The organism is Streptomyces regalis (genome assembly GCF_001509475.1).
Taxonomy (GTDB): domain Bacteria; phylum Actinomycetota; class Actinomycetes; order Streptomycetales; family Streptomycetaceae; genus Streptomyces; species Streptomyces regalis.
On record NZ_LLZG01000363.1, the window covers coordinates 21,319 to 38,645 of the forward strand.

Consider the following 17,327-nt stretch of genomic DNA (forward strand, 5'->3'; position numbering starts at 1 on the left):
ATTTCGCCGTGCGGTGCGGCCGGCGGTGCGCACGACCGGCGGCCACACTCGCGGCGATCACCCGCGTTCGTTCTGGTCGCCGGCAGCTCCAGCGCCCTGGTCGCCGGCTACGGTCTGGAAACGGTCAGGGGCGACACCGGATACAACCCCGAGCGGCCGCCGATGGCCTGGTGGAACCGCTCCGCCCTGACGGACCTCGTCACCGAGATCCTGGACGGCACCCAGGCTCAACGGGACGCAGTCGGCTTCGACCTCGAAGCGCTCGAAGCCGCGGCGACCGTCCGGCACGCCCGTGCCCGCCGTGACCTCGCACGCCGGCTGGGACACCGGCCGCCCGACGCTCCCCGCGCACCCCTCGTCCAGACTCCGCCCGCCCGGGAACGCGACCGCCAGGTGAAGATCGCCGCCCACACGGTCGTATCACTACTTGTCCCTCACGCGTGGCGCAGGACACGTTCCGTTGGGGAAAGGTCAGGGAAGTAATAGGGGCGCCTCAGACCGCCGCGAAAGGATGACCGTGACCACGTCGACTGCGCCTCCCCCCATACCTCGGGCTGCAGGATCGTTTCCGCTCATTGGTCACGCTCTGAAGATGCGCGACAACCTCGGTTTCATCGCCTCGCTGCGAGAGACGGGGGAACCTCTGATCGAGATCGTTCTGCACCCCGGGACGCGGACCGTGGTGGTGCAGGATCCGACCCTGATCCACCAGATGCTGAAGGCTCTCGGACCGAGCCTCGACAAGGGACGGCTCTACGACAAGATGGGCCAGCTGCTGGGCGACAGCGTGGTCACCGCCGTCGGCCGCACGCACGTACGCAAGCGCCGCCAGCTCCAGCCGGCCTTCGCCCACACCGAGATCACCCGCTACATCGACATCATGCGCGCCGAGGTGACGGCCGCCGTCGCCGCCTGGAAGCCCGGCGAGACGCTCGACGTCCGCGAGGTGATGGTCCAGCTCAGCCTCAACATGCTCACGAAGACCGTGTTCTCGGGCAGCCTCGACGAGGTCACCTTCCGTCAGTTGCGCAGCGACCTGTCGGTGGTGATGAACGGCATCGGCGCCCGCGTCATGCTGCCCGACTGGGTCGAGCGCCTGCCGCTTCCCTTCAACCGCCGCTTCGACCGGGCCCGAGCCGCCATACGCGCCACCATCAACAGCGCCGTCGAGGACCTGCAGGCCTCCGGGCACGGCACCGGGGACATGCTGTCCATGCTGCTGCGCGCCGTCGACGAGGAGACCGGCCGGCCGCTGACCGGGGATCAGATCTGTTCCGAGATCCTCACCCTGGCCATCGCCGGCACCGAGACCACCGCTCTGGTGCTGTCCTGGATCCTGTACGAACTCGCCCGCCACCCGGAGATCGAGGCCCGCGTCCTGGCCGAGCTGGAGGAGGTCGTCGGCGATCGGCCGGTCGCCTTCGACGACCTGACCCGTCTGCCTTACCTGAACCGGGTGATCACCGAGACCCTGAGGCTGCACCACCCCGGTTGGCTCGTCACTCGCCGCACGATCACCGAGACCCGGCTCGGCGAGTGGACCCTTCCCGCCGACACCGAGCTGGCCTACTGCCAGCACGCCCTGCACCGCGATCCCGAGCTCTACCCCGACCCGCTCACCTTCGATCCGGAACGGTGGCAGGACGATGCCCAGGAGCCCCGGCCGGGCGCGTTCCTGCCCTTCGGGGAGGGCAAGCACAAGTGCATGGGAGACCGCTTGGCCCTCGCCGAAATGATCACGGCGGTCGCGACGATCCTGCGGACGGTACGACTGGAACTCGCCGAAGGACAGGTGGTCCAACTCGTGGCGCGGACCACCGTACGGCCCCGCACTCTGCAGATGACGGTCCGCCCCCGGAACGGATGATCGCCGGTCAGGGAGCGTCTTCCGAACGGGAGGCGCTCCTCAGGCGCTCCGGCCTCGCTCTCGGTGAAGGTGCAAAAGCCCGGTCGGACACCGAAGAACCGCTCGATGGCGGCGATGTTCTCCGGGCTCGTCATCTGCTCGTTCTCGAAGAGGTGGTGGACCGTCTGCGAGGCGGCGCACGATGCGCTTCTGCGCGGCCGCCTTCGAGTTGTCGCGCTCCGGGCCCGCGCCGTCGAGCAGGGCCGACACGCGCTCGGGTGCGACCCCGGTGGTGGCCGGCTCGTCGGCGGCATCGTTCACCTGGGCGCAGCTCGTGATCGAAACCATCTCCCTGGCACTCAACGAGTCCCGCAGGGGCGTCCGCAAAGTCGACCTTCAAGCCCGCCGACGTGCTCGCCGCACAGCCGCACAAAGCAGCCCACGCACCCCTACCGTTCCGCGGTGAGCGCCTGGGTCACCCCGGGTTCCTTTCGCCCGAGGAACCGGGGGTCCGGTTCGAAGACGGCGTCCAGGGCCGCCTTGCCCGCCGCGAAGATCTCCCGGGTGCCGCCGTAGTACCAGGTCGCATCGTGCTTGGCCTCGACCCCGACGCCGTACGAGGCCACCCCCGCCTCCTGGCACAGTGCGACCGCTCGCCGGATGTGGAAGCCCTGGCTGATCAGCACCGCCTCGTCGACGCCGAAGATCTTCTTGGCGCGGACGCAGGAGTCCCAGGTGTCGAAGCCGGCGTAGTCGCTGACGATGCGGGAGTCGGGCACGCCATGCCTGGTCAGATACGTGCGCATGGCGTCGGGCTCGTCGTAGTCCTCGCGGCTGTTGTCGCCGGTGACGAGGACGACCTCGATACGGCCCGCGCGGTACAGCTCGGCCGCCGCGTCGAGCCGGTGCGCGAGGTACGGCGACGGCTCGCCCTCCCACAGACCGGCGCCGAAGACGACGGCGACGTCGGTGCGCGGCACGTCGGCCGTCGTGCGCAGCCGGTCACCGGTCACGACGTACATCCAGGTGGCCGGAAGCAGCGCCAGCACGCACCCGGACATCACGGCCTGCACCAGCCGCCGCTGCCCCGCACGGGTGCGCGGCAGTCGTGGTCGGGGCAGCTTCGGTCGGCGCATCTCATGGTCCTTCCCCGGTCGGCTGACCGCCTGTTCTCGACAGTCAGGGACGTCCTGTCAGCCTCCGCGGTTCACCGCCACCGACGTGACCAGGTTCACTCCGCCCCTCGAATGCGCAGGTCACACCCCCTCACACACCCCTGGCACCCCACCGTGAACCCGGTGTAAAGACCCGTTATTCAGGCGCAACGGGGAGGCAACCTCCCGCCGCCACCATCGGTTCATGACGGCGTCGAACCCTCTTCACGACGAGTCCACGACCCTCCCCGGCCCGGGGGCCCACCTCGACAGTACGGCGCACATCATGAACCGGATCAGCAGCCAGCTCGCCAGCCAGCTCAGCCTCGTCTCGCTCGACGGCAGGCGGCGTCCGCAGCCGCCCGCGCTCGTCGTCGTGGCCCACGGCAGCCGCGACCCGCGCGCCCTGAGCACCGTGCGCGCGCTCCTCGGCAAGGTCCGCGAGCTGCGCCCCGGCCTGCCGGTCCACCTCGGCCACATCGAGCTGAACGAGCCCCTGCTCCCGGACACCCTCGCCTCCCTCGCCGGCCGCGAGGCGATCCTCGTCCCGCTCCTCCTCAGCCGCGGCTACCACATCAAGCGGGACATCCCCGAGATGGCCGCCGAGTCGGAGGTGCACGCGCGCGTGGCCGGCGCACTCGGCCCGCACCCGCTGCTGGTGGAGGCCCTGTACTCCCGTCTCGTCGAGGCCGGCTGGCGCACCCCCATGGACGAGGCCACCCGCCGCAAGAGCGCGGTGGTCCTGGCGGCGGCGGGCTCCCGTGACCCCGAGTCGAAGGTGGACACCTCCCGCACGGCCCAGCTCCTCGCCGACCGCCTGGGCGTCCCGGTGGTCCCGGCGTACGCGACGACGGCGGCCCCGACCGTCTCGGACGCCATCCGAGCCCTGGCCGCCCGAGGCCGCACAAGGGTGGCAGTGTCCTCCTACTTCACGGCCCCCGGCCGTTTCGCGACGGAGTGCGCGCAGGCGGCGCCCTGGATCGCATCGGCGCCCTTGGGCACGCACCCCGCGATGGCGAAGCTGGTGCTCCAGCGCTACGACCAGACCCTGGCGACCCCGGCCACCACGACACCCGAACTGGCATCGGCCTAGGTCCCATGACGCCGCGGGGCCCGCGACGGGAATGGTCAGACAGGCCCTGGAGGGTCTGCGCCGCTCCCGGCCTCGACCGGACGGCGTAACGACGGCGCGTCCCGGTCCGTCGGCCGACTTACGTTCGTAAGGAGGCCGAGGGAGGCACTGATGCCCGACCATCCGAACGTCGCCGTCTTCCAGCGCGCCATGACCGCCTTCGCGGCGGGCGACATGGACGCGTTGGCCGAGGTCTTCCATCCCGACGTGGTGTGGCACATCGGGGGCAGGAACCGCCTGGCGGGCGACCACCGAGGGCGTGACGACACGTTCGCCCTGTTCAGTCGCGAGTTCCAGCTGACGGGCGGCACCTACCGCCCGGAGCTCCACGACGTCCTCGCCGACGACGACCACACGGTCGCCCTGCTCCATGTCACGGCGTCACGCGAGGGCCGAGTGCTCGACCTGGACTACGCCCTCGTCCTGCACATCGACGCCGGCCGGATCACCGAGGGCTGGGTGGTGACGACCGACCCGGTGGCGTACGACGACTTCTGGTCATAGCGGTCCGGTCACGCGACAAACCGGCAGATGAACAGGCGCATTCACTCACCCCCATTTGTCAGACCCTGCCTTTACTGTCGAGACATGGAAGGAACCGCGGCACACCCCCACGAAAACCACATCCCACCGCCCGGCTACGACCCGGCGTCGGTCGAACGCTGGGCCCCCGAACCCGACAAACGCCCAGGCCGCACCGCCTTCCAACGCGACCGCGCCCGCGTCCTGCACTCCGCAGCTCTGCGAAGGCTCGCCGGCAAGACCCAGGTCGTCACACCGGGTACGCACAGCCACGCCTGGGACCCAAGCCCCCGCACCCGCCTCACTCACTCCTTGGAGTGCGCCCAGGTCGGCCGAGAGCTGGGCGCAGCCCTCGGCTGCGACCCTGACCTCGTCGAAGCCGCCTGCCTCTCCCACGACCTCGGCCACCCCCCCTTCGGCCACAACGGCGAAGTCGCGCTGAACGAATTCGCCGAGGACTGCGGCGGCTTCGAGGGCAACGCCCAGTCCCTGAGACTCCTCACCCGCATCGAACCCAAACGGTTCACCCCGGAGGGCTCGGTAGGCCTCAACCTCACCCGAGCCACCCTCGACGCCGCCACGAAGTACCCCTGGCCCCGCGGCGCCCACCCCACCGACCCGGCCTCCACGAAGTTCGGCGTCTACGAGGACGACCGCCCCGTCTTCGACTGGGTCCGCAAGGACGCCCCCGGCTCCCGCACCACCTTCGAGGCCCAGGTCATGGACTGGTCCGACGACGTGGCGTACTCGGTGCACGACGTCGAGGACGGCCTGCACGCCGGCCACATCGACCCCAACTGCCTGCACGCCGAGCCGGAACGCCAGGCGGTCTTCGCCGTCGCCGTCGGACGGTACGTCCCCGCCGACACCGACCCGGCCGAACTCGCCGCCGCCCTCGACCGGCTCCAGGAAGAACCGTGGTGGCCGCACGGCTACGACGGTTCGGCCGTCGCCCAGGCCCGCCTCAAGGACGCCACGAGCCAGCTCATCGGCCGTTTCTGCCTGGCCGCCGAGAGCGCCACGCGCGCGGCGTACGGCAGCGGCCGGCTCACCCGCTACGGCGCCGAACTCGTCGTACCGCACGCGACCCGCCTGGAGTGCGCGGTCCTCAAGGCAGTCGCCGACCGCTATGTGATGCAGCGCGCCGAGCAGGAGCGGCTCCGTGCCGACCAGCGGATCGTGGTCGCCGAACTGGCCGAGGCCCTCACCGCCCGCGCGCCCGACGGGCTGGACCCGCAGTTCCGGGCCCTGTTCGACGCGGCCGCCGACGACCGCGCCCGCAAGCGCGTGATCGTCGACCAGATCGCGTCCCTGACGGACGCGTCGGCACGTTCACTGCACGCACGGCTCACCCAGAGGGCGTAGAGAGCACCCTTCCCGAGGGCGTCGCCGACGCGGCCGGGCGTGCGACCGGTGAGACACATGGGGCGAACGGGCACTCGAAAGTGACCCTGCGTGGCCTGATCGGGTCACCCCCTCTTCCCGCATCACGCTGCGTGCGGGACGCTCGTGTGGCGGCACCCTTACGAGGAGGCATCAAGTGGTCGACGCGGATCAGACATTCGTCATCGTCGGAGGCGGGCTCGCCGGCGCGAAGGCGGCCGAGACGCTCCGCGCGGAGCGCTTCACCGGGCGGGTGATACTGATCTGCGACGAGCGCGACCACCCGTACGAGCGCCCGCCCCTGTCCAAGGGCTACCTCCTCGGCAAGGAGGAGCGCGACAGCGTTTTCGTGCACGAGCCCGCCTGGTACGCGCGCAATGACATCGAGCTGCACCTGGGCCAGACCGTCGACGCGATCGACCGTACGGCGAAGACGGTGCGGTTCGGCGAGGACGGCACGGTCGTCCACTACGACAAGCTCCTGCTGGCCACCGGCGCCGAACCCCGCCGCCTGGACATCCCCGGCACGGACCTGGCCGGCGTCCACCACCTGCGCCGCCTCGCGCACGCCGAGCGCCTCAAGGGCGTCCTCGCCTCGCTCGGCCGGGACAACGGGCACATCGTGATCGCGGGCGCGGGCTGGATCGGCCTGGAGGTCGCGGCGGCGGCCCGCGAGTACGGCGCCGAGGTCACCGTCGTCGAGCCGGAGCCGACCCCGCTGCACGGCGTGCTGGGCCCCGAGCTGGGCGCTGTCTTCGCCGAGCTGCATCGCGAGCGCGGGGTGCGCTTCCACTTCGGCCGGCGGCTGACGGAGATCGTCGGCCAGGACGGCATGGTGCTGGCCGCGCGCACGGACGACGGCGAGGAGCACCCCGCGCACGACGTCCTCGCGGCGATCGGCGCCGCTCCCCGTACGGGGTTGGCGGAAGCGGCGGGACTCGAGATCGCCGACCGTGCGCACGGCGGCGGCGTGGTCGTGGACGAACACCTCCGCACTTTTGACCCCGACATCTACGCGGCCGGCGACGTCGCCTCCTTCCCGCACGCCCTCTTCGACACCCGGCTGCGCGTGGAGCACTGGGCCAACGCGCTGAACGGCGGCCCGGCGGCGGCGCGGGCGATGCTGGGGCGGGACATCACCTACGACCGGGTGCCCTATTTCTTCTCCGATCAGTACGACTTGGGGATGGAGTACAGCGGGTGGGCGCCGCCGGGGTCGTACGACGAAGTGGTGATCCGCGGGGACGCCGGGAAGCGGGAGTTCATTGCGTTCTGGGTGAAGGCGGGGCGGGTGCTGGCCGGGATGAACGTGAATGTGTGGGACGTCACAGAGCCGATCCAGCGGCTGATTCGCTCGCGGGCAGAGGTCAACACGGAGGCACTGGCGGACCCACACGTCGGGCTTGAGAGCCTGATCGCCTAGTCGTCTGCCGGGTTCGGTCGTGTCGCGGGTGCGGGTCGTATGTGGCTGGTCGCGCCGTTCCCCGCGCCCCTGGGGCGTAAAGCTCGCCCCAGATGTGTCAGTGCGCCCCCGTAGAATTCACGCGTGGCTGGACGGATCAACGACGAGGACGTGAAGGCGGTTCGGGACGCGGTCCCGATCGACGCCGTGGTGTCCGAGTACCTCCAGCTGCGCGGCGCGGGCGGCGGGAACCTCAAGGGGCTGTGCCCCTTCCATGACGAGAAGTCGCCGTCCTTCCAGGTCAGCCCCAGCAAGGGGCTCTTCCACTGCTTCGGCTGCCAGGAGGGCGGCGACACCATCACGTTCGTGATGAAGGTCGACCACCTCTCCTTCTCCGAGGCGGTCGAGCGCCTCGCCGCCCAGGCCGGCATCACGCTGCGTTACGAGGAGGGCGGGTACAACCCCTCCCACCAGCGCGGCGAGCGCATCCGCCTGGTCGAGGCCCACAAGATCGCCGCCGACTGGTACGCCGAGCAGCTGGCGACCAGCCCCGAGGCCGACACCGGCCGGATCTTCCTCGCCGAGCGCGGCTTCGACCAGGCCGCCGCCGTCCACTTCGGCGTCGGCTACAGCCCCCAGGGCTGGGACCACCTCACCCGCTACCTCCGAGGCAAGGGCTTCAGCGACAAGGAGATCCTCCTGTCCGGGCTCGCGCAGGAGGGTCGCCGTGGCCCGATCGACCGCTTCCGGGGCCGTCTGATGTGGCCGATCCGCGACATCGGCGGCGACGTGGTCGGCTTCGGCGCGCGCAAGCTGTACGAGGCCGACAACGGGCCCAAGTACCTCAACACCCCCGACACGGCGATCTACAAGAAGTCCCAGGTCCTCTACGGCATCGACCTCGCGAAGCAGCACATCGCCAAGGCCAGCCGGGCCGTCGTCGTCGAGGGTTACACGGACGTCATGGCCTGCCACCTCGCCGGCGTCACCACCGCCATCGCCACCTGCGGTACGGCCTTCGGCGGCGAGCACATCCGAATCCTCCGCCGGCTGCTGATGGACAACGGCTCGGCCCGTGTCATCTTCACCTTCGACGGCGACGCGGCCGGCCAGAAGGCGGCCCTGCGCGCCTTCGAGGACGACCAGAAGTTCGCCGCCGAGACGTACATCGCGATCGCGCCGGACGGCATGGACCCCTGCGAGTTGCGTTTGTCGAAGGGCGACGAGGCGGTCGCCGACCTGGCCGAACCGCGCACCCCGCTCTTCGAGTTCGCGCTGCGCCAGATCGTCCTGCGCTACGACCTCGACACCCCGGCGGGCCGCGCGGCGGCGCTGGACGAGGCGGGGCCGATCGTCGCCCGCATCAAGAACAGCGGCGCCCAGCACGAGGTGGCCGTCCAGCTCGCAGGCATGCTCGGCATCCTCGACACGCAGTTCGTGGTCAAGCGGGTGGCACAGCTGGCGCGGTGGGCGCGGGACCGGGGCGGCAGAGGACAGGCGCCGACGTCCGGCCCGGGGTCCCGCAACCCGCAGCAGCACTACGACGCCGCACCCGGCCCCCGCACGTCCGGCCCGGCCCTGACCCTGCGCAACCCCGTCTACGCCACCGAACGCGAACTGCTCAAACTCGCCCTCCAGCGGCCCGAGTTGGTCTCCCCGGCGTTCGACGCGTACGGCGTCGACGAGTTCACCGCCGCGCCCTACGCCGCCGTACGCCAGGCGATCATGGACGCGGGAGGCGCGGAGTACGGCATCCAGGACGCGCAGGAGTACCTGGTCCGCGTCCGCGAGGCGGCCCCCGACGACCAGGTCCGCGCGATGGTCACGGAGCTGGCGGTCGAGGCGATCATGCGCAGGACGGTCGACGAGAACTACGCCGGCGACCAACTCGTGACGGTCCGCCGCCGCGCCGTGGAACGCCGCGTCCGCGACGTCCAGAGCCAGCTGACCCGCCTGGGCGCGGGCGGCGACCCGGCCCAACTGGCCGCCGTACAGAACGAACTGTGGGTGTTGCAGCAGTACGACCAGGCATTGCGGGGGCAGGGCGCGGCGGCGCTCTGACGGATACACGGGGATTTGCGTACGGCTGGGTAACCGCCCGGTCACGCACCGGACTCAAAAAGTCCTCGCACGCCCCTCGTGGCGGCGATGTGTCGTACTCCACACTGGGTTCCGGTGCCTGAGTCCTCGGAGCGCGGCCGATCCGTTCCTCACGGGTCCCACACCCCCGCGGTTCCGCTCATCGCGTACGGGACGGACAGCGGCGAGGCCGCCGACTCCGCCCTCGAAGCAGCGCTGCCGTATGCCTCGGCAGCGATCATCCTGGAGGTCGCCCCCGTGCAGACCCAGACCCTCATCGAGACCGACGTCGCTGCCGCCACCGGCACTGACAGCACTGAGCCGGACGCGGAGGCCGACGTTCTCGTCGCGGTGCCGCCGCAGAGCCGTGTCGCGCACCACCCCGAGGCGGAGCCGGAACCTGCGGAACCGCCCGCAGAGGCCCTGGACGCCACCGACGCCGCCGAGCCGGTCGAAGCACCGCTGCCGGCCCGCGCCCGCGCCGACAACAGCGGTCCCTCCTCCGACCTGTTCCGCCAGTACCTGCGGGAGATCGGCCGCATCCCCCTGCTCACCGCGGCCGAGGAGGTCGAACTCGCCCGCCGCGTCGAGGCCGGCCTGTTCGCCGAGGAGAAGCTGAGCAGCACCCCCGATCTGGAGAGCCGGCTCGCCCTCGACCTGGACCGACTGGTCGTCATGGGCCGGATGGCCAAGCGCCGCCTGATCGAGGCGAACCTGCGCCTGGTGGTCTCCGTCGCCAAACGCTACGTCGGCCGCGGGCTCACCATGCTCGACCTCGTCCAGGAGGGAAACCTGGGCCTGATCAGGGCCGTCGAGAAGTTCGACTACGCCCGCGGCTACAAGTTCTCGACGTACGCCACCTGGTGGATCCGCCAGGCCATGTCCCGCGCCCTCGCCGACCAGGCCCGCACCATCCGGGTGCCGGTCCACGTCGTCGAGTTGATCAACCGGGTCGTCCGCGTCCAGCGCCGCATGCTGCAGGAACGCGGCTACGAACCCACGCCGGAAGAGGTGGCCGCCCACCTCGACCTGCTGCCCGAGCGCGTCAGCGAGGTGCTGCGCCTGGCCCAGGAACCGGTGTCCCTGCACGCCCCGGTGGGCGAGGAGGACGACGTCGCGCTGGGCGACCTGATCGAGGACGGCGACGCGACATCGCCGGTCGAGTCGGCGGCGTTCCTGCTCCTGCGGGAACACCTGGAAGCGGTCCTGTCGACCCTGGGGGAGCGGGAGCGGAAGGTCGTACAACTGAGGTACGGCCTGGCGGACGGCCGCCCCCGCACGCTGGAGGAGATAGGCCGCATCTTCGGCGTGACCCGGGAACGGATCCGCCAGATCGAGTCGAAGACCCTCAACAAGCTGCGGGACCACGCATTTGCGGACCAGCTGAGGGGCTATCTGGACTGACGCGGTCCGCGGGCCGTTGGAGGCTGACCGCGCCCACACGGCGGAGCCGCACATAGATACAGCCCCGCGCCCCTTAGGCGGGCCCAGCTGCAGTCGGTTCGGTGCGTCCGCTGTCGTTGTGGGCAGTCGTGTGGGTTGGGTGGGGCGCGTTCGTGCGGTTGGTTCGGTGCGTCCGCTGTCGTTGTGGGCAGTCGTGTGGGTTGGGTGGGGCCCACCCGTGCGGTTGGTTCGGTGCGTCCGCTGTCGTTGTGGGCAGTCGTGTGGGTTGGGTGGGGCCCACCCGTGCAGTCGGCTCTGTACGCCCGCCGTAGCTGCGGGCAGTCGTGCCGCTGGGGCGGCACGGGTGGGCGCGGCGGCGGCCCGCCAACGCGGGCGAGTGCACCCACCCGGCCTCAGCCACGGCGTCAGTCGACCTCGGCCACCGCCTGCGCGAACTGCGCCTTGTACAACCGCGCATAAGCCCCGTCGGCCGCCAACAGCTCCCCGTGGGCGCCCTGTTCCACGATCGACCCGTTCTCCATGACGAGGATCGTGTCCGCGTCCCGGATGGTCGACAGCCGGTGTGCGATGACGAACGACGTACGCCCGTGCGCCAGCTTGGCCATCGCCTTCTGGATCAGCACCTCGGTACGGGTGTCGACCGACGAGGTCGCCTCGTCGAGGACCAGGATCACCGGGTCCGACAGGAACGCCCGCGCGATCGTGATCAGCTGCTTCTCACCCGCGCTGACCCCCGACCCCTCGTCGTCGATCACCGTGTCGTACCCGTCGGGCAGCGTACGGATGAACCGGTCGGCGTGGGCGGCCCGCGCAGCCTCCTCGATCTCACCCCGGGTCACCTTCCGCGAGGCCCCGTACGCGATGTTCTCCGCGATCGTGCCGCCGAACAGCCACGTGTCCTGCAGCACCATCCCGATCCCGGCCCGCAGTTCGTCCCGGGACATCCGCGCGATGTCGACCCCGTCGAGGGCGATGCGCCCGGACGAGACGTCGTAGAACCGCATCAGCAGGTTGACAAGAGTCGTCTTGCCGGCGCCCGTGGGCCCGACGATCGCGACCGTGTGCCCGGGCTCCACCGTCAGCGACAGGTCCTCGATCAGCGGCTTCTCGGGGTCGTACCGGAAGGACACCCCCTCCAGTGCGACCCGCCCGCGCAGCTCCTCCGGCCGCACCCCGGGTACGGGATCCGCCTCCTGCTCCTCCGCGTCCAGGAGCTCGAAGATCCGCTCGGCGGACGCGACACCCGACTGCACGAGGTTCGCCATCGACGCGACCTGCGTCAGCGGCATCGAGAACTGGCGCGAGTACTGGATGAAGGCCTGCACATCACCGATCGACAGCGAGCCCGACGCGACGCGCAGACCGCCGACCACCGCCACCAGCACGTAGTTGATGTTCGACACGAACAGCATCAGCGGCTGCATGATCCCGCTGTTGAACTGCGCCTTGAACCCGGCCTCGTACAGCGCCTCGTTCTGCTCGGCGAACTGCTTGGCCGACTCCTCCTGCCGCCCGAACACCTTCACCAGAGTGTGCCCGGTGTACATCTCCTCGACGTGCGCGTTGAGCTTGCCGGTCGACCGCCACTGCTGCACGAAGTGCGGCTGCGACCGCTTGCCGACCCGCGTGGCGACCACGAACGACAGCGGCACGGTCACCAGCGCGACCAGCGCCAGCAGCCACGACACCCAGAACATCATCGCCAGCACACCGATGATGGTGAGCACCGAGTTGATGAGCTGGCCCATCGACTGCTGCAGTGTCTGCCCGATGTTGTCGATGTCGTTGGTCGCGCGGGACAGCACCTCGCCGCGCTGGCGCTTGTCGAAGTACGACAGCGGCAGCCGCGACAGCTTCGCCTGGACGTCCTCGCGCATCCGGTACATGGTCCGGTTGACGGCCCGGTTCACCAGCCGCGTCGCCACCGCCATCAGCAGACCGGCGACGACGAACACGGCGAGCGCGAACAGCAGGACATTCCCGACGGCACTGAAGTCGATGCCCTGCCCCGGCGTGAAGTCGGTGCTGTGCAGCATGTCGGCGATCTGGCCGTCGCCGCGCTCCCGCATGGCCGCGAGGACCTGCTCCTTGGTCATCCCGGGCTCGAACTGCCGCCCGACGATGCCCGCGAAGACCAGGTCGGTGGCCTCACCGAGGATCTTCGGCCCGGCGACCGACAGGCCCACGCTCACGACCACGCAGAACAGCAGCGCGTAGAGGGTGAGGCGTTCGGGCTTGAACCGGGCGACCAGCCGCCCGCCCGACACCTTGAAGTCCAGCGAGTGCTGATCGGGGCCGCCGCCGGTCATCATCCGCCCCATCGGCCCGGCCATCAGGCAGCCTCCGCTTCCGTCAGCTGGGAGAGCACGATCTCCCGGTACGTCTCGTTGTCCGCCATCAGCTCGTGGTGCCGGCCCGTGCCGACGACCCGCCCCTCGTCGAGCACGACGATCCGGTCCGCGTCCCGGATGGTCGCCACGCGCTGGGCGACGATGACGACGGTCGCCTCGGAGGTCTCGCGGGCGAGCGCCGTACGCAGCGCCGCGTCCGTCGCGTAGTCGAGGGCGGAGAAGGAGTCGTCGAAGAGGTAGATCTCCGGGCGCTGGACCAGCGTCCGCGCGATGGCGAGGCGCTGGCGCTGACCGCCCGACACGTTCGTGCCGCCCTGCGCGACGGGCGCGTCGAGCCCGCCCTCCAGCCGCTCCACGAACTCCTTGGCCTGCGCCACCTCCAGCGCGTGCCACAGCTCCTCGTCCGTGGCGTCCGGATTGCCGTAGCGGAGATTGGTCGCCACCGTCCCGGCGAACAGGTACGGCTTCTGCGGTACGAGGCCGACGGTCTTCGCCAGCAGCTGGGGTTCGACGTTCGCCACGTCCTCCCCGTCCACCAGCACCCGTCCGTCGGTCGCGTCGAACAGCCGCGGGACGAGCCCCAGCAGGGTCGACTTCCCGCTGCCGGTCGACCCGATCACGGCCGTCGTCTCACCCGGCAGCGCGACCAGGTCGATCGCCTTCAGCACCGGCTCCTCGGCACCCGGGTAGCGGAACCCGGCGCCCCGGATCTCCAGATGACCGTGCCGGCGCAGCTCCCGCACCGGCGCCTTCGGCGGCACGACGCTCGACTCCGTCTCCAGGACCTCCTGGATGCGCTCGGCGCACACCTCCGCGCGCGGCACCATCATGAACATGAAGGTGGCCATCATCACGGACATCACGATCTGCATGAGATAGGCGAGGAACGCGGTCAGGTCACCGATCTGCATACCGCCGCTGTCGATGCGATGGGCCCCGAACCAGACCACCGCGATGGACGACAGGTTCACCACCGTCATGACGATCGGGAACATCAGCGCGAGCAGATTGCCGGTGCCCATCGCCATCTCGGTGAGCTCGGCATTGGACTTCCTGAAGCGCTGCTGCTCGTACTCGTCGCGCACGAAGGCACGGATCACCCGGTTGCCGGTGATCTGCTCGCGCAGCACCCGGTTCACCGTGTCGAGGCGCTCCTGCATGGTCCGGAACAGTGGCCGCAGCCGCCGCACGATCAAGGTCACACTGATGCCGAGCACGGGGACGACCGCGACCAGTACCGCGGACAGCGGCACATCCAGACCGAGGGCCAGCACGATGCCGCCCACGCACATGATCGGCGCCGACACCATCAGCGTGAACGTCATCAGCGCCAGCATCTGCACCTGCTGGACGTCATTGGTCGTACGGGTGATCAGCGAGGGCGCGCCGAAGTGCCCGACCTCACGCGCCGAGAACGACTGCACCCGGTCGAAGACGGCCGCCCGCACGTCCCGGCCCAGCGCCGCGGCGGTCCTCGCGCCGTAGTACACGGCACCGATGTTGCACACGACCTGCGCCAGCGAGATGCCGATCATCAGGGCGCCGTAGGAGAGGATGTAGCCGGTGTCGCCGTTGACGACGCCCGTGTCGATGATGTCCGCGTTCAGCGTGGGCAGGTAGAGGGTGGCGCAGGTCTGCAGGAGCTGCAGCAGCACCAGCCAGGTGATGGGTTTTCGGTAGGGCCTGAGGTAGGTCCGCAGAAGTCGTATGAGCACGCTGCTTCTCTCGGAGTCGACGACGGGGCGATTGGTTGCCCTTGGCCCCTATCGTCGAACACTCCGGTGGTGTTACCTCAACCGATTAAGCCGTCAGCGCGGCTCCGTACGGCCTTCCGGGTGCGACTCCTACCGGTCTCTTACATTCCGCTACGCCGTCGCTACGACCGGAACGCCCCGGGATGGGTCTGCTCCCGTACCGACACGAACTGCTGCCGCACCGCCTGCCCCACCGCCAGCTCCTCGCCGGGTTCCAGGACCTGCGCGGCCGCGCCCTGCCAGACCGGCGGGGTGCGCGGATCGAGCGAGCCCTGCGACACACCGAGCGCCCATGCGGCCTGCCGGGCGGCGCCGATCGCCGCGTAGTCCGCGGGCTGCGGTACGACGACCTGCGCGCCGAAGAGCATGGGCGCCGCCGCCTGCACGGCGGACAGCTCGGCGGCCGCCCCGAGCAGGAAGATCCGCCGCACCTCGACACCCCGGCCACGCAGCACGTCGAGCGCGTCCGCGAGCCCGCACAGCATGCCCTCGAACGCGGCCCGCGCCAGGTGCTCCGGCTTCATCGACTCCCGCCGCAGCCCGGCCAGCGTGCCCGCGGTGTGCGGCAGACTCGGCGTCCGCTCACCTTCCAGATAGGGCAGCAGGACGAGCCCATGAGCCCCCGGCGTCGACTTCATCGCCAGGTCGGACAGGCTCTCCAGGTCGGGCGCGCCGAGGAGTTCGGCGACGCCGCGCAGGGTCCGTACGGCGTTCAGGGTGGTGACGACCGGGAGGTGCATGCCGGTCGCGTCGGCCAGGGAGGTGATCATCCCGGTGTTGTCGACGAGCGCCTCGGGGTGGACGGCCATCACGGACCCGGAGGCACCGAGCGAGACGACGGCGTCCCCCAGCCCGATGCCGAGCCCGAACGCGGCGGCCATGGTCTCGCCCGTCCCCGCGGAGATGAGGAGCCCCTCGGGGGTCGTACCGGCCGCATCCGCCGGCCCGATCACCTCGGGCAGCATCGCCTGATGACCGAGCGCCAGCTCGACGAGATCGGAACGGTAGGCGCCGGTGGCCGCCGACCAGTAGCCGGTGCCGGAAGCCCCGCCCCGGTCTGTGGTCCTTCTCACGGGCCGCCCGAGAAGCTGCCACACCAGCCAGTCGTGCGCCTGCATGAGGACGGCGGCGCGTACGGCGTGCTCGGGTTCGGTCTTGGCGAGCCAGCGCAGTTTGGTCACCGGCTGCGCGGCCTGCGGCACACACCCCACGGCCTGCGCCCATGCCTCGCGTCCGCCCAGCGCGTCGATCAGATCGGCCGCCGCGACCTGCGCCCGCTTGTCGCCGCCGACCATCGCGGGGCGCACGGTGTTGCCCTGGGCGTCGAGCGGGACCACCGCGTTCTGCTGCGCCGACACACCGATGGCCTGCACACCTTCGAGGAGCCCGCCGCCGGCCGCCTCACCGAGGGACAGCAGCCAGGCCTGCGGATCGACGTCGGAGGGGCGCGCGCCACCGCCGTCCGGCGACTCCACCGGATGCGGGGCGTACCCCTGCCTGAGCACGGCGCCCGTGTCCGTGTCGCAGACGACGATGCGAGTGAAATCGGGCGAACTGTCCAACCCGGCGACTATCCCCATGGCCCCAATTGTGCCGTGGCGCTGCGCTTGCTGGGGCCGTGGGCGCCGTGGGGGTGCGGGGTGTGTTTCGGGTGCGGGTGCGTTGTGGCTGGTCGCGCCCGCGCGGCGGAGCCGCATGTCGACACGGCCTCGCGCCCCTTGGCGGCGTTGCAGCCCCCGGCGCCCAGAGGTGCTGCTACGTATTACTGGTTCCCCAGTCGTCCTCTGCGCCTCCGTTATGGGCGCTTCGCTCTCGTAGGGAGCGGACTCGTTGGGCCACCGTCTCCGGGACTCGGTCGCTGACCTTCTCACTGACCGTGTGGTACGCCTTGCCCGCGAAGTGGCGGCCCTGCTGGGCGGCCGACTCGGCGGTGTTGCGGACGGCGGGGTTCTGGGAGATCTCCCGGGCTGTCTTCTTCAGCTGCTCGTAGCGCTCGCGTCCGGCGCGTGTGCCGAGCACGTAACCGACGGCGACTCCGATGACGAACGTGAGCCGGTAGCGCATGGCGGCCACCCTTCCCTTGCGTAGGTCCCTGGTGCGGCGTCGGCGCCGGCGGGGGGAACCGATTGGCGGAGCACCCCCCTGCTTGCGCTAATGTATGTGTCGCAGCGAGCGCACGCCCCCTGGCGAATACCCAGGTAGGTACGTTCGATGCAACGAGGCATTCCTCCGTAGCTCAATTGGCAGAGCAGCCGGCTGTTAACCGGCAGGTTACTGGTTCGAGTCCAGTCGGGGGAGCT

The 17,327-nt window shown here is 70.4% G+C and carries 13 protein-coding genes and 1 tRNA gene; 8 read left to right on the forward strand and 6 right to left on the reverse strand.

The features are described 5' to 3' along the window. Positions 1-57: 57 nt before the first annotated feature. Complete coding sequence (locus ADL12_RS54375) at positions 58-327, reverse strand: hypothetical protein (protein ID WP_208614670.1); 270 nt, start codon at positions 325-327, stop codon at positions 58-60. Between the two features lie 184 nt (positions 328-511). Between ADL12_RS54375 and ADL12_RS32840 the strand changes: the two genes are divergently transcribed. Next, positions 512-1,867 carry a cytochrome P450 gene (locus ADL12_RS32840; RefSeq protein WP_062708768.1) on the forward strand — a complete coding sequence of 452 codons (1,356 nt, stop codon included), beginning with the start codon at positions 512-514 and terminating at the stop codon, positions 1,865-1,867. A gap of 428 nt (positions 1,868-2,295) precedes the next feature. Here ADL12_RS32840 and ADL12_RS32845 read toward each other — a convergent pair whose 3' ends face one another. After that, positions 2,296-2,982 (reverse strand): SanA/YdcF family protein, encoded by a 687-nt coding sequence (locus ADL12_RS32845; RefSeq protein WP_062708771.1) that lies wholly within the window; start codon positions 2,980-2,982, stop codon positions 2,296-2,298. Between the two features lie 223 nt (positions 2,983-3,205). On the opposite strand from ADL12_RS32845, the gene ADL12_RS32850 reads away from it, so the two are divergent. The 6 genes from ADL12_RS32850 (at position 3,206) to ADL12_RS32875 (ending at position 10,922) form a co-directional block, all read left to right on the forward strand. Next, positions 3,206-4,093, forward strand: coding sequence for a sirohydrochlorin chelatase (locus ADL12_RS32850; RefSeq protein WP_062708774.1), 888 nt, complete (start codon positions 3,206-3,208; stop codon positions 4,091-4,093). A gap of 150 nt (positions 4,094-4,243) precedes the next feature. Next, on the forward strand, positions 4,244-4,636 hold the full coding sequence (locus ADL12_RS32855) for a nuclear transport factor 2 family protein (protein ID WP_062708776.1): 393 nt from the start codon (positions 4,244-4,246) through the stop codon (positions 4,634-4,636). An 84-nt stretch (positions 4,637-4,720) separates the two neighbouring features. Then, positions 4,721-6,019, forward strand: coding sequence for a deoxyguanosinetriphosphate triphosphohydrolase (locus ADL12_RS32860; RefSeq protein WP_062708779.1), 1,299 nt, complete (start codon positions 4,721-4,723; stop codon positions 6,017-6,019). A gap of 175 nt (positions 6,020-6,194) precedes the next feature. Then, positions 6,195-7,460 (forward strand): NAD(P)/FAD-dependent oxidoreductase, encoded by a 1,266-nt coding sequence (locus ADL12_RS32865; RefSeq protein WP_062708782.1) that lies wholly within the window; start codon positions 6,195-6,197, stop codon positions 7,458-7,460. 123 nt (positions 7,461-7,583) lie between these two features. Further along, positions 7,584-9,500 carry a DNA primase gene (gene dnaG / locus ADL12_RS32870; RefSeq protein ID WP_062708785.1) on the forward strand — a complete coding sequence of 639 codons (1,917 nt, stop codon included), beginning with the start codon at positions 7,584-7,586 and terminating at the stop codon, positions 9,498-9,500. Between the two features lie 114 nt (positions 9,501-9,614). Beyond that, the gene (locus tag ADL12_RS32875; protein WP_062708787.1) at positions 9,615-10,922 is read left to right on the forward strand and encodes an RNA polymerase sigma factor; all 1,308 of its coding nucleotides are present in this window, start codon (positions 9,615-9,617) and stop codon (positions 10,920-10,922) included. Positions 10,923-11,326: 404 nt separating this feature from the next. Here the strand turns inward: ADL12_RS32875 and ADL12_RS32880 are convergent, their stop codons facing one another. The 4 genes from ADL12_RS32880 to ADL12_RS32895 all read right to left on the reverse strand — a co-directional run bounded on the left by ADL12_RS32880 (position 11,327) and on the right by ADL12_RS32895 (position 17,091). Next, positions 11,327-13,255 (reverse strand): ABC transporter ATP-binding protein, encoded by a 1,929-nt coding sequence (locus ADL12_RS32880; RefSeq protein WP_062708790.1) that lies wholly within the window; start codon positions 13,253-13,255, stop codon positions 11,327-11,329. Next, positions 13,255-14,988 carry an ABC transporter ATP-binding protein gene (locus tag ADL12_RS32885; RefSeq protein WP_062708800.1) on the reverse strand — a complete coding sequence of 578 codons (1,734 nt, stop codon included), beginning with the start codon at positions 14,986-14,988 and terminating at the stop codon, positions 13,255-13,257. Before ADL12_RS32885 ends, ADL12_RS32880 begins: the two co-directional genes overlap by 1 nt. A 161-nt stretch (positions 14,989-15,149) precedes the next feature. Beyond that, positions 15,150-16,607 (reverse strand): xylulokinase, encoded by a 1,458-nt coding sequence (locus ADL12_RS32890; protein ID WP_062708802.1) that lies wholly within the window; start codon positions 16,605-16,607, stop codon positions 15,150-15,152. 175 nt (positions 16,608-16,782) lie between these two features. Next, on the reverse strand, positions 16,783-17,091 hold the full coding sequence (locus tag ADL12_RS32895) for a YtxH domain-containing protein (RefSeq protein ID WP_062708805.1): 309 nt from the start codon (positions 17,089-17,091) through the stop codon (positions 16,783-16,785). A gap of 161 nt (positions 17,092-17,252) precedes the next feature. Here ADL12_RS32895 and ADL12_RS32900 point away from each other — a divergent pair. Further along, positions 17,253-17,325, forward strand: a tRNA-Asn gene (locus ADL12_RS32900). The last annotated feature ends 2 nt before the right edge of the window (positions 17,326-17,327 follow it).

Coding starts and splice junctions, on each gene's coding strand:
- ADL12_RS32840 (WP_062708768.1), top strand. CDS start 512: ATGACCGTGACCACGTCGACTGCGCCTCCCCCCATACCTCGGGCTGCA.
- ADL12_RS32845 (WP_062708771.1), bottom strand. CDS start 2,982: ATGCGCCGACCGAAGCTGCCCCGACCACGACTGCCGCGCACCCGTGCG.
- ADL12_RS32850 (WP_062708774.1), top strand. CDS start 3,206: ATGACGGCGTCGAACCCTCTTCACGACGAGTCCACGACCCTCCCCGGC.
- ADL12_RS32855 (WP_062708776.1), top strand. CDS start 4,244: ATGCCCGACCATCCGAACGTCGCCGTCTTCCAGCGCGCCATGACCGCC.
- ADL12_RS32860 (WP_062708779.1), top strand. CDS start 4,721: ATGGAAGGAACCGCGGCACACCCCCACGAAAACCACATCCCACCGCCC.
- ADL12_RS32880 (WP_062708790.1), bottom strand. CDS start 13,255: ATGGCCGGGCCGATGGGGCGGATGATGACCGGCGGCGGCCCCGATCAG.
- ADL12_RS32890 (WP_062708802.1), bottom strand. CDS start 16,607: ATGGGGATAGTCGCCGGGTTGGACAGTTCGCCCGATTTCACTCGCATC.
- ADL12_RS32895 (WP_062708805.1), bottom strand. CDS start 17,091: ATGCGCTACCGGCTCACGTTCGTCATCGGAGTCGCCGTCGGTTACGTG.